Genomic DNA, 15,118 nt, shown 5'->3' with positions numbered 1-15,118 from the left:
TAGATGCGGCGTATTGCGCGTTTAAGAGCGCTGGACGAACTCTATTCTCCCCGATAGATACCCCGTTTAAGACGCCGCACTTGTGCGGTGCGCGAGCTTTATGCCCGTTCGCGGGCGCCAGATAATCGGAGATAACCTCGTGTCCCAAGCTGAAGACCACGAAGGCACCCGCAGAGATTTCCTCTACTACGTCGCTGGCGGCGCAGGTGTCGTTGCCACCGGGGCTGCCGTTTGGCCCCTGGTAAATCAAATGAACCCATCGGCAGACGTCCAGGCGCTGTCCTCGATCCGTGTGGATGTAAGCGGGGTAGAGCCGGGTACGCAGCTGACTGCAAAGTGGTTGGGTAAGCCTGTTTTCATCCGTCACCGCACAGGTGCCGAGATTCAGGAAGCTCAGGAGCAGGACGCTGAAGGTGTCGACGCGCTGCCTGACCCGCTGGCTCGCAACTTCAATTTGAACGCCGACGCACCAGCGACCGACGCCAATCGCGTCATGCCTTCGCCCGAAGGCGAAGGAGAAGGGGCGTGGATCGTTCAGATGGGTGTTTGTACACACCTGGGTTGTGTGCCGCTTGGCGATGCTGGCGACTTTGGCGGTTGGTTCTGCCCCTGCCACGGCTCGCACTACGATCTTGCCGGTCGTATCCGCAAAGGCCCCGCGCCTGAAAACCTGCCCATTCCGCCCGTTGAATGGGTAGACGCCACCACCATCAAGCTCGGCTAAGGGAGACCTAACTTATGTCCGGAATTCCCCACGATCATTACGAGCCGAAGACAAATGGCGAGAAGTGGCTGAACAGCCGTCTGCCCATCGTCGGCCTGCTTTATGACACCCTGATGATCCCAACCCCCAAGAACCTGAACTGGTGGTGGATCTGGGGCATCGTCCTGGCATTCTGCCTGGCGTTGCAGATCGTCACCGGTATCGTTCTGGTGATGCACTACACCCCGCATGTTGATCTGGCCTTTGCTAGCATCGAACACATCATGCGCAACGTGAACGGCGGCTATATGCTGCGCTATCTGCACATGAACGGCGCATCGCTGTTCTTTGTAGCAGTCTACATCCACATCTTCCGCGGCCTGTTCTACGGCTCGTACAAAGCCCCGCGTGAGATTACGTGGATCATCGGGATGCTCATTTACCTGATGATGATGGGCACTGCGTTCATGGGCTACGTTCTGCCCTGGGGTCAGATGTCCTTCTGGGGTGCGACCGTGATCACCGGCCTGTTTGGCGCGATCCCGTTTGTGGGCGAGGCGATCCAGACCTGGCTGCTGGGCGGACCTGCGGTGGATAATGCCACGCTGAACCGCTTCTTCTCGCTGCACTATCTGCTGCCGTTTGTGATAGCGGCACTGGTGATCGTGCATATCTGGGCCTTCCACACCACTGGCAACAACAACCCCACAGGTGTTGAAGTGCGCCGTGGCTCGAAAGCCGAGGCCGAGAAAGACACGCTGCCGTTCTGGCCCTATTTCGTGATCAAGGACCTGTTCGCGCTGGCGGTCATTCTGGTCGTGTTCTGGGCCATCGTGGGCTACATGCCGAACTACTTGGGTCACCCGGATAACTACATCGAAGCCAACCCGCTGGTTACTCCTGCGCACATCGTCCCTGAATGGTACTTCCTGCCATTCTATGCGATCCTGCGTGCGTTCACTGGCGAAGTCTGGGTTGTTCAATTCGCCAGCTTCATCACCGGCGGCATCATCGACGCCAAGTTCTTTGGTGTGATTGCGATGTTTGGTGCGATCCTGGCCATGGCCCTAGCCCCTTGGCTGGACACCTCGACCGTGCGTTCGGGCAAGTATCGTCCGATGTTCAAATGGTGGTTCTACCTTTTGATCATCGACTTCTTTGCTTTGATGTGGCTGGGTGCGATGCCCGCGGAAGAGCCCTATGCGACCTTCTCGCTGATCGCTTCGGCTTACTGGTTCGCCTATTTCTTCGTGATCCTACCGATTCTGGGTGTCATCGAAAAACCCGAGGCGCAGCCGGAAACCATCGAAGAAGACTTCAACGCGCATTATGGCAAGGCAAACGCCGACGCCACGCCGGCCGAGTAAGAAGAGGGACCGGAAACATGTTCAAGAAACTTGCAATCGGTGCCGCGTTCGCTTTGGCCCTTGCGCCCGCCTCGACTTTTGCGGCAGGTGGCGGTGAGCAGCACATCGAAGATTTCGACTTCTCGTTCGAGGGACCGTTTGGAACCTGGGATCAGAACCAGCTTCAGCGCGGCCTACAGATCTATACCGAGGTCTGCGCAGCCTGCCATGGTCTGCAATATGTACCTCTTCGGACCCTTGAAGATTTGGGGTATTCGGAAGAGCAAGTCATCACCTACGCGGCCGACAACTTCGAGGTGTTCGATCCCGAGCTGGACGATTTCCGCCCGGCAATCCCGACCGACCACTTCCCGGCCAACAACGGTGTCGGCGCGCCTGACCTGAGCCTGATGGCGAAGGCCCGTGCCGGTTTCCATGGTCCTTACGGTCTGGGCATCAACCAGCTGGTCAAAGGCATGGGGGGCGCGGAATATATTGCCTCGCTTCTGGATGGTTATACCGGTGAAGAAAAGGAAGAAGCCGGTACTGTTCTCTATGAGAACAAGGCCTTCCCCGGTGGTTGGATTTCCATGGCTCCGCCGCTGGCAGAAGATCAGGTTGAATTTGCCGACGGACATCCTGCAACCGTTGAGGCAATGTCCGAAGACATAGCAGCCTTCTTGATGTGGAGCGCCGAGCCGAAAATGATGGAGCGCAAAAATGCCGGTTTCGTCGGTGTTCTGTTCCTGACAGTTCTGTCTGTTCTGCTGTACCTTGTGAACAAGCGCCTGTGGGCACCGATAAAGGGCAAACGTCTGGACTAAGGTCGACGTATAACTAAAAACTAAACCCCCGCGCCATCACGGTGACGGGGGTTTTTTTGTTGCGATGGTGTGGAAGGGGCCAGCCCCTTCTTGGCCTGCGGCCAATTCATCCCCGAGGTATTTTTGGCCAGATGAAGAACGGATCACACTTGTAATTGAGCTTTGCTGTGCCCCCGTATCGTCGCGATTACGATCTCGCCTTCGGGTTGGGCGTTGCCGAAGGTTACTTCGGTAAATTGTTCGGTGCGGCCCATTGTGGGATTTTCCATCAGGATATTGTGGGTTTTGCCGATCTGTGCCGTCAGATGCTTGAGGACCTGTGCATCGCCGGCTGCACGCAGGCGCGCGGCGCGTTCTTTGATGACATTGCCGTTGATCTGTTGCGGTATGCGGGCTGCCGGAGTGCCTTTGCGTTTGGAATAGGGGAATACATGCAGCCAGGTCAGGTTGCACTCGGTGACGAGCTTGAGGGAATTCTCGAAATGAGTCTCGGACTCGGTCGGGAAGCCAGCGATGATGTCCGCGCCAAAAGTCATGTCGGGTCGTAGTTTGATGGCGTCTTCAGTGAAACGAATCGCATCTTCGCGCAGGTGGCGGCGTTTCATGCGCTTCAGGATCAGATCGTCGCCATGCTGCAAGGACAGATGTAAATGGGGCATCAGGCGCGGCTCGGTCGCGATGGCATGCATCAGGTTCTCGTCGACTTCGATCGAGTCGATTGAGCTGATGCGCAGACGAGACAGATCGGGCACCAGTTTAAGGATACGCATCACGAGATCGCCTAGTTTCGGCTGAGCGGGCAGATCCGCACCCCATGAGGTCAGATCGACCCCGGTCAGAACCACTTCGTTGTAACCCTTATCGACCAATCGTTTGATCTGATCCACCACAACGCCCGCAGGGACGCTGCGAGAATTGCCCCGGCCGTAAGGGATAATACAGAAGGTGCAGCGATGATCGCAGCCATTCTGAACCTGTACATAGGCGCGTGAGCGGGTTCCGAAGCCATCAATCAGATGCCCGGCGGTTTCCGTGACAGACATGATGTCGTCAACCTGAACCGCCTCGGTCTGACCGATGAAATCGGCGGCCATGCCTTTCCAGGTATCCGGTTGCATCTTTTCGGTGTTGCCGATGACCGCGTCTACTTCGTCCATAGCAGCAAAGGTCTGCGGCTCGGTTTGCGCCGCGCACCCGGTGACGATCAGACGTGCCGAGGGGTTTTCGCGGCGCAGCTTGCGAATCTCCTGCCGCGCCTTGCGGACGGCCTCGGCGGTCACCGCGCAGGTGTTGACGATCACAGCATCCGTTAGGCCAGCCTGCTGCGACAGTTCTTTCATCGCTTCGGTCTCATAGGCGTTCAGGCGGCAGCCCAGAGTGCTGAACTTAGGCGGGTTCATTCCAGTGACCTCAGGTATTCAGGCGTCAGCGTGCCCGAAAACACATGGGCTGTGGGCCCCGTCATCCAGACCCCATCCTCGCGCCAGTCGACCCAGATCGTGCCGCCGTCCAGATCCACTTGCACCTTACGCCCAGTGAGGCCTCGACGTGAGGCAGCAACAGCCGTGGCGCAAGATGATGACCCCGAGGCCAGAGTGATCCCCACTCCTCGCTCCCATACCCGCATGCGGATGCGGTCGGGGGCGACTATTTGTGCGACCTGAACATTGGTGCGTTCGGGATAGAGTGGATGGTATTCGTAACGCGCGCCGAACTCTTCCATCGGAATGGCCTCGGCGTTGTCGACAAAGAAAGTGCAGTGCGGGTTGCCCATGCCAGTCGCTGTTGGACCACCTTCTATCGGCAGTTCCAGCGTGTCCATCTCTTCCGCCAGGGGAATCTCGTTCCAAAGAAGTTGGGGGTGCCCCATATTCACCGACGTCAGTCCATCGCCAGCGTCGCGGGCCTGCAGTGTGCCGCGTTCAGTTGTGAGCGTGAGTTCGGATTTGCCTGTTTCGTTCATCAAAAACCGGGCGATACAGCGCGTGGCGTTGCCACATGCAGCCGAAGTCGACCCGTCGGCATTGTAGAACACCAGATGCGCATCCGCTTCGCCGCGTTCGATAACCGCCAACTGATCGAACCCCACGCCGAACTGCCGGTGCCCGATTCCCCTGGCAAGGGCCGGGGTGACCGGCACGGCATGCGCGCGCGCATCGACAACGACAAAGTCGTTGCCCAACCCGTGCATCTTCATGAAAGCCAAACCGGTGTCGAGTATCTGTTGCATGGCGGGCATATAACGCCGGTCCAGACATGAATCCACCCTGTCGCGTAGATTCCTGAAAAAAGGGGTTGACCCCCCAGTTCCACCTGCCTAATTAGGCCGCCTATCGGGGCGCCGAACTCATACGAATGACGGCGAACTGAAGTACGAAATAAGGTCTTGAACCCGGTCGGGTATTTACCTTAAAGAGTGCTGCGGATCGAAGAGATCCTTAAAAGAGTGGGCCGTTAGCTCAGTTGGTAGAGCAACTGACTTTTAATCAGTGGGTCGCAGGTTCGAATCCTGCACGGCTCACCACTTTTCAAATTAAATCAAATACCTATACGAAGTACCGTATGCCGTTTTGGGGAGTCAACTGCTTCCCGGAAGCATGTCGCTCCGGCTTGCCCGTCTCGATAGTAAGGCAATCACGCAACATTATAGATGCCAAAAATCCCAACTACAGAACCGAGCGTATCGAAGCCGACGATCGTATTTAGTGAAGAGTTCGAGTATTTTTCTAGATACGAGTATTAAAAGCCCATCACTCTTTCAAGCTTCTTTGCGAATGTCTTCATGCGCAGGTTCATCTAACACTGCGAACCTTCGAAGTAATCTCTACGCCGATAGAGACTTCTTGCTCTAAGTGGCCACTAGAGGTGATCCGTATTCCCTTTTTTCTGTTCTAGAGCGAAACCATTGCAATGCTGCGAAAAAGGCGGAAGAAGCTATTTCGTTGACACGATACGGTCCGCTTCAGAATAAAGACTGCTTGCCACCTGAACCGACTCTGCGATGAGGTGACTTATAAGCTGTTTTAAGGAATACACTTATCAACGCATAAGGTAGTAGTATTGGCTCCTGCATTCGGAAAGCTCGTTCTGGCTTCGATGTTTAACCCCACAGAGGGCGCTGTCGCCAGACACAAAATAAGCCTCTAGCGATCCTCAACTGTGATTTGGATGGCAGAAAGCTAAGCTTCTCTTGCCTACAGAATTGTGCCCAAGCCTTTTAGGCAGTCGCAACATCGGCTCAACGTCAACCAATTTTGCCCTTCGAGCTGCTTTGTACGTCAACGGCGTCAATCTCTACCGCGATTGATGATGCTAGTCCTAGCTACCCGATTTACTGCGTTCATAAAAACAGACCCTGGCGCACATGCAGCGAAAGGTCACTTTGTCTCGCGGAGCGGGCGTTGGTGAGAGTTGCAACGAATGGCTACTTTGAACCAAATTGACCGATACTGCTCGAAGCTCCCATAAAAGCAAGGCGCCGAAATCTGACTTTGCAAAGGTGCCGTTCAAAGTTTCGCTTGCCCAACCTGAACTGCCCAGATGGTCGGAGGCTCTTGGTGGAAGTGCGGCACTTTAGAGTGTTGGCCTATGTGAAGTAAATTTAGGTACGGAGCATTGTTGGGCTACGTCAGTCAACGTAAACGCCAGGGAATAAGGGTAATGCGAAATCCGATTAACCAGATGACAATTGACAAACTAGTGGTCGATTAATCTCATTGTCCGCGCAAAACCTACCAAGCGAGCTTCAGCGCTGCTTTCGTTTAACCGAAATAATGCACCCAGAGTGTTTTGGATGCCGAGCAGGTACATCCCGGGCCATTGCGTCCACGTTTCCGAGGTGCCGCAACGCTCCGTTGTTCAGCAACACGCCTCGCCCGGCATCATACCGGCGCTGTCCAAATCCGCTGGCAACGCATTCCCAGTCTTCCTTGGCCGCCGCGTTGCGGAATCTCGGTAGGTCGTGCGGGTCATGTCGTCCAGGTGTTGCTGCGACGTGATCGTGTTTCTTCGCATTACTTTGGTGGGTTAAATGGTGGGTCACTTGTGTTGTGCTAGGTTGCTGGACACTACCGGTTGTCGGCCTCGGCTTGGGGCGCATGATTGTCACGACGCCTTGAGGTTTCGGATGTCCTGGGACGGCCACGTGAGTTGCCGTCGGTTTCGGCGTCAACTGTGGAACCTGGCCAGGAACCGCCGTGGGAACCTGATTGGGGGTTGCGGTTGGGGCAAGCGGTGGTGTCGCCGTAGTACCGCTGGGTTGCGGAACACGGCCGGGCACTGCGACCGGACTCTGGTTTGGTGTTGCAGTCGGGACGAGCGGTGGCACAGCAGTTTGTCCAGTGGGCTGAGGTGGGACCTGACCAGGAACTGCGACTGGTATTTGGTTTGGCGTTGCGGTTGGCACAAGTGGCGGTACCGCTGTTGGGTCGGTAGGTTGAGGCGGAACCTGGCCAGGGATAGCTATCGGAACTTGATTAGGAGTTGCAGTCGGAACTTGCGGCGGCACCGCGGTAGGACCGGTAGCCAATGGTGGAACCTGATTGGGAACGGCTGTCGGAACCCGGTTTGGTGTCGCGTTTGGTGCCAAAGGCGGAGTTAGCGTCGGCGCTACTATCGGTGTGGGAACCTGACCAGGAACCGCTATTGGCGTCGCAATAGGAACCTGACCGGGAATTGCGTTCGGTACCGCGCCCGGCGCAAGGACTGGAACAGTAACGGAAGTGGGTGTTTGCTGCGTTCCCTTAGGCGGCAACTGATTTGCCACCGGCTGAGTAGGGCCAGTAACTTGATTACCTGCCCCTTGCCCACCAGACTGCCCGCATCCTTGGCTCGACTGGTGCGGGTTCCCTACGCCTCGGCACCACCCGTAGTGATTTCCGCGGGCAACGACCTGGGTAGCGGCCAGTTCTGCGATCAAACAAGCTGCAGTAAGTAAAACAATGCGGTTCCGTTTCATAACATCCTCACCAACTTGTTGTCAGAGCAAGATACGCGCCAGGATCGCCAGATTCGGTTAAAGGGCCGTCTCTCAAAGGGACACCGACGTATCCGGACAGAAATAGGTTTCGCTTGAACTCGATGTCCAAACCCAGACCTGTGGATGCCAGTGTAGCATTATCAACTTCAAAACTCGCAGGGTCATTGTTCGAGATGTAACCCACGTCGAAAAAGGCAAATGGCGTTAGCCGATGAATGCTCCGAGAGCTGGGGAAGTAGGAGTGAGATATTTCGAATATCGCAGAAATCCCGGAATCACCGTCTACTTCGTCAAATCGATATCCGCGCAAAGCGTAACGATCACCAAGGAAGTACTCTTCAACAGAGGGCAACCGGTCTGTTGTGTACTGCCCCCAAATCTCGGTGCGCCAAGCTGTGTTGGGCGACAAGCCCGTAAGTGGGCTTTCGTATCCGACGCCGCCTCGTAGATGCCAGAAAGAAGAGTCCCCGTCGTCAAAACTCGCGTCTGTCGTGTCGTTGTCATTGTCACCAAAAGATAAGGTTAGCCCCGCTTCCAGAGCTTGTCCCTTTGGATAGTTTTGCCCGTACAGATAGGTAAGGCCAACAACACTTGCGTCACTGGACAATGGAACGCCACCGCTAACAGAATCCGATTCTGAAAGGCGATAATCCAAAAGCAGGTATCCATAACGAGCAACATCGCGGATCACAGGATAACCCATCGCAACGGTGAAGTTCTCGCCGTCAATATCTGTTCTGGCAAAGTCCCCTGAAATGTCGCGTTTTGCGTTGACGTTCCCATAAAAAATCTCACCGTATAGACCATTGCTGTTCAGCGGCGTGCGATAGGTAAGAGCGCCCCACAATGAGTGTTCATCGTCTTTGTCCCAATTGTAATTGCCTGATCCCTCAAATCGCAGCAAATCTCCGACGGTCAGCGTCGAATAAAACTCTTGTACGACATAAAAACTAAGCGCTTCTCCAAGCTCACGCGGAGGGTTGTCGAGTGTCGCACTACCGGCTTGTTTTCGCAGTGGCTCTCCCAATACTCTCAGCCGAGCACCAGTCTGATCCGGGTAATCAAGTTCGGTCGACAATTCCAAGTCAGGTATGTCCTCGGCCAGCATCACTGCCCGCTCAAATCGTTTCAGCGTTATGGGATAGGAGGTGGTGAGGGGCTGAAAAATCTTCTCTAGTGTTTGGAACGTACGCGTATCTACACCTTCAATTTCGATGGTTTGAATGCGCCCTTCATTAACAATTATGCTCTGCCCATCAGGACCGGGCCAGGCTTCAGCCAAAAAATAACCGTCTTCTCGGTAGATCTGAGTGATCGTTGATGCGACCTCCACCGCTGTGATGCGCCCTGACCGATTGAAGGCCAATTGACCGGCAAAAGTTAACAGCTCATCCGTATCATACACCGTTACGCCGTTGACTGAGTGCTGTGATGCTATGTCCCAGGTTTGTGCAATGCTGTATTTTGGAACCGAAACAATGGCCACAAAAGTGCAAATGATCGCAATTACAACCGAGTTGGTCACGGGCATTTTCTACAACCTTTGCATGATTGAGAATGTTAGAGCCTAATCCTATTACGAGGTTTGAATGTCTGAGCTTGCCGTTATTCAAATTTGATCACGACTGGTGCTTTCGAGATACACAGCAAACAGACTACAATGCGCCTTCGTCGCCCAGGAACTCGATACCAGCGGTCGCGCCATCACTGTAGGCAATGCAATTCCAAGGAGCACGATCCTCGCCAACACCGACAGTGACTTGTGTTCCAGCCTCGCTGAACGCGGATGAGAGCACAACGACTTGCGAATTGTTCGTCGTCTTGGCTACATCTCGCAAACATGCTTGCTGAGCCGGTGTGAGCTCGGCGGACGCACTGGATGTACTCGCGTCGTCACAGGCCGCAAGCATTGCGAAACAAGTTGCGCCTGAAATCATCACCATCTTGTTGGTCATTTTCTTCTCCCTCTGGGTCCGTTGAAATTAGTGAAATTGGATGCGTTTATTTGAAGCTCTCGCGTCTGCGCAGCCAATAGAACTTACCTCGATCCTTTGACTATCTTTCCCAAAACTTGCCGCGTGGGGCTTGCTCGGCGGAACAACATTTCGTTGACCATCGGGGCCGCCAACAACGTGTGAAGGCCGAATGACGACACTGGCGAAAGCTAGAGCAAACTCTGGAAAGAGGGGGAGTACGTTAAGCTGCAGCATCGCGTCCTCCCAATGCTTGATCTTTGTTTGAGGGCCTCCGACCGCCAGCACTCACTCCAGCAGTCGGAAGGGCCCGACAAATCGGGCGACAGCGACATCAACGGAGGTAAAATGAAAGTTGTGTCGAATTCGCATGTTTGAATCTATTTTTTCATAAATCAACATTTTTTCCGCGCGTAAATTTCTCTACGCTCTCGTACGATAGGCCTCTGCATTCAAACAAAAAGGTAAGTGAGAGCATCCATACAGGCGAGTTTGTTCTTCTAGGTGGCGAAACGTTTTGAGGCCGCACAGAGATTAAGAAAGGAATGAAAATGGGATTTATTGAGGCCGTTAAAACGTGTTTTTCAGAATACTTCCAGTTCTCCGGCCGGGCTATACGTTCAGAATACTGGTGGTTCTTCTTGTTTGTGGTTCTCGTGAGTGCTGCTTTGGCTGTGCTGGATACGATCCTATTCGGGACTAACCCCGAGACAGGGCAAGGATCTCGGGTTCTGTCCTCTTTTTTTCAACTGGCTGTTCTCATACCTATGCTGGCCGCCGGTTGGCGAAGGCTGCATGATACAGGACGACCTGGCTGGTATTTGCTGCTGCCGATGGCGCTCAGCATTACAACGCTTTTTGTTATGCTGGGTGGCGTGGCGTTCTTTTCGGTATTGGAGCAAGGGACCGAGAACCCTGACGCATTACGAGGACCCGCGGCAGTCCTGGGCGTGACCGGTATTGTTGTTGTCTCAATTCTTCAATTGGTTCTGTCCATTCTGATGATCTGGTGGTTGACGCGCCCTTCGGAAGAAGGCGCAAACGAATACGGCGAACCTGTTTCCTGACCTGGTTGCCGGGGCAATTGGCCGGAATCTCAGGCTGAATGACAGTGCGAACCGTGACACCATGGAGAGAGAAAATGAGTTTCAAAACGATTTCCACTGGGACGCTAATGATGGTTATGGCGACCACTGCATCAGCGGAGTGGTCGTTCAACTCTGGGCCTATTCCCAATGCATTTATTCAAACCGGAAACATGACGCTGGAACTTCAGTGTAACCGTATTCGCTTTTCTCCGGCTGGATATGAGGACAGCCAGGACATTACGGACAAGCAGGGGCTTTCCATTCGTTTCTTGAAGAACGGAGCCACCGAAGTTGGAGCATTTCAGGTTGGCGCAGAAAACGCTGCCGTACAGATCGTTGATAACTATCCCGTCGAGGTCAGTTTCAATAGTCAAGAGGACTATGGTTTTGTACTGGGCCAGCTTGCGGCCAATGCATCGGTTAACCTGTCGATGATTGATCAAGATGTCAGCTACGGAATCTTTGACTTGAAAGGTTCCAGCGCGGCAATTCGGTCCCTTCGTTCCGCCTGCGATTCAAATACTGGCCAGGGGGCCTCCTACGAAGCACCCGAAGGCATCGTCTATTGTGGTGGCGGAGCGATAAACCGCGTGATCGAACCCGTAGTTTTCGACAATCCGGAGGGAGAGTGGGACGCGCGAGTAACGGTCAACGGTGAGTCAATTAGAGCCATGACGGCCTACAGTTACTTCGGAAACTCTGAGCCACCGGCCGGATTTGTCGTCGCCCTGCTAGGGGAAGAAAGGTCCGAGTTTCTGATATTTAGCGAAGGCTCGGTAAATTGGCTGGAATATGGGGACTACAGGTATGATCAGTGCAATTGATACCTCCTTCCAATCAGCTTCCAAATAGTGCGTCAGATGAAATGTTTGGCTTCCGGTATTGTACTGGTTTCGGGCCTAGATTGGACCTCAACAGCTTTCGCGGCTGACGTTTCGCAGCTTCCAACCGGTTTGCGGATAAACGTTGATCTGGCCGCACAGGCCTGCGCGTCGTTCAACGACGGTTAGTTTGACTTAGATTGGGGTGCGGTTGAGAGGGTCGATCTCGACGGAGATCTAAAACACGACTGGGTTCTGAATGAGTCTGGTTTCGCGTGTTCAAGCGCCGTATCTCTTTATTGCGGAACTGCCGGATGCATGTCGCACTTCCTGATCGGGGACCGTATATTTTTGCTTCTCAATCAGGGATGGGACATCGCGAAAATCGGCAACAGCGGTAAGCGGGATGCTGGGTTGCAAGCATAGCACTTTTTCAAAAGTTCGATAGTCGATTCCATAATCAAGAGCTAGATGAAAACTCATGGTGAAGCGTTCGTGTTGAAACAGCATGACTTATCCCAGACTAAAGATGGAAACCGTAATCGCGGTCTTTTTCTATCAACTGCTCGTCTAGCTCTCTTGCAGCAGAGTTTCGGCGGCTCTCGCTAGCTTCAAACTGGTCTGCAAGTTCTCTTCCAGCGTGGTGTGGTTTTGTTCTTCGGTCAGCAAGTCGATCAATGTAGCGACGGACTTTAGAAGTCATTTCATCAGTAGCTCGATGCACTGTACTAAGCCATTTAGTCTGACGTCGATCCTGCTCGTCGAGCGCTCTTCCAAACTGCGCAACTCCATTGTGGAGGTCTCGCAAACTGTCACTAATTTTTCTACGCAGGCGAGTAAGTTGCGTTCTGGTTCCAAAAACCTTTGACAGTCGAGCATGCATCTGAGACGCGTTAGTATGATCCAAAGAAGGCAAACCAACCCGTTCAAGACTGGCGTTCCAGATTTCCCACCAGATCAGCTTTTTCTTGTCGGTGACTTCGCGGCGCTTGTCATAAATGATGACTTCACAGTTTTGAGCACGTGACAGGTAAAGCGTCGGAAGCTGATACTGCTCTGATGGAATATCTTGGTATATGGAATCAGAACTATGGATAAAACCACCGAATGCCATTGTTTAACCCAAGGCAAGATCGAGCGCTGTCATCGGATCCTCAAGAACCGCATTATATTGGAAAACTATTTGCTTCCTGGCGAATTCACGCAGCAGATCGACGCCTTCGTCGACTACTACAGTCACCGTCGCCACCTCGAAAGCCGGCTAGCTCTTATACCCGCTGACGTATATATCGGACGAGGACAGACCATTCTGAAACAACGACAAGTGATCAAACGAAAGACCATCGAAAACCGGGACTTGCTTCGCCGTAAATCCGCTGCATAGTTAATCCATCCAGATGAACCGCACTCTTTCTTAGATCAGAGCGCAGTTTGTCCGAAAGTCTCTGATGGCAGACGCCAGCATCCAAAATGCCCGGTTCAAAGGCGCTGGGTCAGTGGCCTTGTGGTTCCTACGTTCTCCTTTACTTAACGAGGAACGCTTCAAGGGAGGATAGGATCACAGCAAGATATCAGAATTTGTTAGCTAGTCTGGCGAGGGTGGTTTTGACTTCCGTCATCGCGCGTTGAAAACGTGGATCGATCTGCCATAAACCCCATCAATTGCACTACTTTTTCTATTTCATTCAAGTTAACAAGCACACCTTCTGCTCGCAAATCCTCAACGGCGAGAAAGATATCTTTTCTTCTAGGAGCATTTGACTTTTGATTTGATGAGCTTTTCTCCATTATGGGTTTTTGCCGTCCTTTCGTGGAATGAGTGGATTGCGGGGTTTTGTCACCGGCTCCAAAAATTAGTTTTTGAAACCTTTGCAATAAGTTTTGTTTCTTTTTTACTACCCGATCAGATCGAGCAGCCGAGTTTCGTGTTTGCCAAGCTGTCTTTCGTTCCTGGATGGTATTGTCATAATGTGTGAACGCTTGTTCTAGATCATGTACAATTTGACGCTCTTCATCTGACGCGGCACCTGTTCGAAGATGCTCGGCCATTAAGCTTAGAAACTCGCAGCGCTGATCAAATTTGTTTTCGTCATTCCACCATTCATGGAATGTGTTGCGCACATCTAAGGTTTCATCTTGTCCGCGTTTAGGCGGTTCGCCTACGTTTCGAAGCCAACTCAGTACCGGTATCACTCGGCTTGGACCTTGGTACGCGATCGCGGCCTCGAATCTGAGTTCAGGAAGGGCAAATACGGGGAAAGACTTTGCTACCGATGCACGTAATGCCTTTTTCCAAACATCCGTCCTTGTCACTGCATAAATTGTGGAAGGCCGATAGTCTCCCAAGTGTGCTCTCACCCTCTCGGCAGCAGTCTTTTGGTCAATTCGGCGCCCGGCCATTTCAGGGTAGGCAGGAATTCCTTCAACCCGATCGGATGTTGCATCAAAGGCAAGTGCCCTTCCAATGCATGCGACCAGTTCTGGGTCGTTCGAAAGTTCTGTCAAACATGCTTTCAGGCCGGTTGGTAAGAAAAACTCGTCATCTGAGATCAGACTGCAGAATGGTGTCTGGACTATTTCTGTTGCGAAACTCAATCGGTCGAACAGAGGTGCAGGCATATGATAGTAATGTATTTTTTGACTCTGCGGCAGTGCTTCAGTGGGAATTGGCTTCGCCGATCCGTCGATCACATGCAGCTCGACACCTAACTCACTCCAATATGACATTGCTAACAGCACTAGCTGTTGTCGCTCAAAAGTTGGGATGACAAGAGTTAGATCTTCAAAACATACCATCGTTTTATGCGTCCAAGCTTGATACTAAACCTAGTTTGACTGCTTCGGTTCTTGCAGCAAACCTAGACGACTGCAAGCTTCCTTCTATTCGCAAACTATTCGCAAAATTACAGCTGACAGAAACTACTTCATTGTGCTGGTTCGCGACACTACCAACTGTATTGTGCAGGCCGCGCGATTGGATCGCCATCGTTATGCGGCACCTTCCTTAACTGGGATTTGCACTGTCGGAATAGAAACTGCGGCAAAGGATCGTCTCAATGTTACAGGCAAGTATGATTGTAACGCTTTTCAACGAATTGAAGCAGCGGCTTCACGGTATATTTCATGACTTAATCCAACATCCCGGCTCAGTTGCATTTGTAGTTGGAAACTGGTTTAGAGTTCTCGAATTTACCGTTGGCGAGCGGTTGGGGCGTGCAAGCTTCCTTTGTTTGGACTCGTCTCGCTTGTAGTAAAAAGATGTGATTGTGGGGTTAGGCTTAGGCGATCGAACAGTGCGCCGCTACTGGATGAATGCTGGGTATAAAGCTATGCGGTTTTAGGGAAGCATAGGGCGGCTAGTTGGTATAACTTTGCGCAAGTCGGC

The 15,118-nt window shown here is 52.9% G+C and carries 12 protein-coding genes, 1 tRNA gene and 1 pseudogene; 7 read left to right on the top strand and 7 right to left on the bottom strand.

Features of this window, described 5'->3' with window-relative positions:
* Positions 1-139 precede the first annotated feature (139 nt).
* Genes petA through ACR0MJ_RS17480 form a run of 3 tightly spaced genes read left to right on the top strand, consistent with a single transcriptional unit; the run spans position 140 to position 2,873 of the window.
* A complete protein-coding gene (gene petA / locus ACR0MJ_RS17490) occupies positions 140-724 on the top strand; it encodes a ubiquinol-cytochrome c reductase iron-sulfur subunit (protein WP_170398293.1) in 585 nt (194 codons plus the stop codon).
* Between the two features lie 14 nt (positions 725-738).
* Entirely contained in the window at positions 739-2,070 is a 1,332-nt protein-coding gene (gene petB, locus ACR0MJ_RS17485) for a cytochrome b (protein ID WP_170408148.1), read from the top strand.
* Positions 2,071-2,087: 17 nt separating this feature from the next.
* The gene (locus ACR0MJ_RS17480; RefSeq protein WP_170398299.1) at positions 2,088-2,873 is read left to right on the top strand and encodes a cytochrome c1; all 786 of its coding nucleotides are present in this window, start codon (positions 2,088-2,090) and stop codon (positions 2,871-2,873) included.
* Between the two features lie 143 nt (positions 2,874-3,016).
* Here ACR0MJ_RS17480 and mtaB read toward each other — a convergent pair whose 3' ends face one another.
* Entirely contained in the window at positions 3,017-4,273 is a 1,257-nt protein-coding gene (gene mtaB, locus ACR0MJ_RS17475) for a tRNA (N(6)-L-threonylcarbamoyladenosine(37)-C(2))-methylthiotransferase MtaB (RefSeq protein WP_480761950.1), read from the bottom strand.
* Positions 4,270-5,112: a diaminopimelate epimerase gene (gene dapF / locus ACR0MJ_RS17470; RefSeq protein WP_170408150.1), complete on the bottom strand. Its 843-nt coding sequence runs from the start codon at positions 5,110-5,112 to the stop codon at positions 4,270-4,272. Before dapF ends, mtaB begins: the two co-directional genes overlap by 4 nt.
* Before the next feature lie 209 nt (positions 5,113-5,321).
* Between dapF and ACR0MJ_RS17465 the strand changes: the two genes are divergently transcribed.
* A tRNA-Lys gene (locus ACR0MJ_RS17465) sits at positions 5,322-5,397 on the top strand.
* A 2,440-nt stretch (positions 5,398-7,837) separates the two neighbouring features.
* Here ACR0MJ_RS17465 and ACR0MJ_RS17460 read toward each other — a convergent pair.
* Both ACR0MJ_RS17460 and ACR0MJ_RS17455 read right to left on the bottom strand, forming a co-directional pair.
* A complete protein-coding gene (locus ACR0MJ_RS17460) occupies positions 7,838-9,382 on the bottom strand; it encodes a ShlB/FhaC/HecB family hemolysin secretion/activation protein (RefSeq protein ID WP_480761947.1) in 1,545 nt (514 codons plus the stop codon).
* Between the two features lie 124 nt (positions 9,383-9,506).
* Entirely contained in the window at positions 9,507-9,806 is a 300-nt protein-coding gene (locus ACR0MJ_RS17455; RefSeq protein WP_170408154.1) for a hypothetical protein, read from the bottom strand.
* A 569-nt stretch (positions 9,807-10,375) separates the two neighbouring features.
* On the opposite strand from ACR0MJ_RS17455, the gene ACR0MJ_RS17450 reads away from it, so the two are divergent.
* Positions 10,376-10,891 (top strand): DUF805 domain-containing protein, encoded by a 516-nt coding sequence (locus ACR0MJ_RS17450; protein ID WP_480761944.1) that lies wholly within the window; start codon positions 10,376-10,378, stop codon positions 10,889-10,891.
* 74 nt (positions 10,892-10,965) lie between these two features.
* A complete protein-coding gene (locus ACR0MJ_RS17445) occupies positions 10,966-11,736 on the top strand; it encodes a hypothetical protein (protein ID WP_480761942.1) in 771 nt (256 codons plus the stop codon).
* 276 nt (positions 11,737-12,012) lie between these two features.
* Here ACR0MJ_RS17445 and ACR0MJ_RS17440 read toward each other — a convergent pair whose 3' ends face one another.
* Both ACR0MJ_RS17440 and ACR0MJ_RS17435 read right to left on the bottom strand, forming a co-directional pair.
* Positions 12,013-12,243: a hypothetical protein gene (locus ACR0MJ_RS17440; protein ID WP_480761939.1), complete on the bottom strand. Its 231-nt coding sequence runs from the start codon at positions 12,241-12,243 to the stop codon at positions 12,013-12,015.
* A 13-nt stretch (positions 12,244-12,256) separates the two neighbouring features.
* Positions 12,257-12,847 carry a hypothetical protein gene (locus ACR0MJ_RS17435; RefSeq protein WP_480761937.1) on the bottom strand — a complete coding sequence of 197 codons (591 nt, stop codon included), beginning with the start codon at positions 12,845-12,847 and terminating at the stop codon, positions 12,257-12,259.
* On the opposite strand from ACR0MJ_RS17435, the pseudogene ACR0MJ_RS17430 reads away from it, so the two are divergent.
* Positions 12,842-13,117, top strand: a pseudogene (locus ACR0MJ_RS17430) (IS3 family transposase); the annotation flags it as partial. The gene ACR0MJ_RS17435 and the pseudogene ACR0MJ_RS17430 sit on opposite strands and share 6 nt — an antisense overlap.
* A 197-nt stretch (positions 13,118-13,314) precedes the next feature.
* On the opposite strand, the gene ACR0MJ_RS17425 reads toward ACR0MJ_RS17430, so the two are convergent.
* Positions 13,315-14,529 carry a TIGR00180 family glycosyltransferase gene (locus tag ACR0MJ_RS17425; protein ID WP_480761936.1) on the bottom strand — a complete coding sequence of 405 codons (1,215 nt, stop codon included), beginning with the start codon at positions 14,527-14,529 and terminating at the stop codon, positions 13,315-13,317.
* Positions 14,530-15,118: the final 589 nt, after the last annotated feature.

It is taken from the genome of Ruegeria sp. C6, from assembly GCF_056537625.1.
Note: the sequence above shows the minus strand (reverse complement) of the source record. Positions and strands in the feature narration are given on the sequence as shown.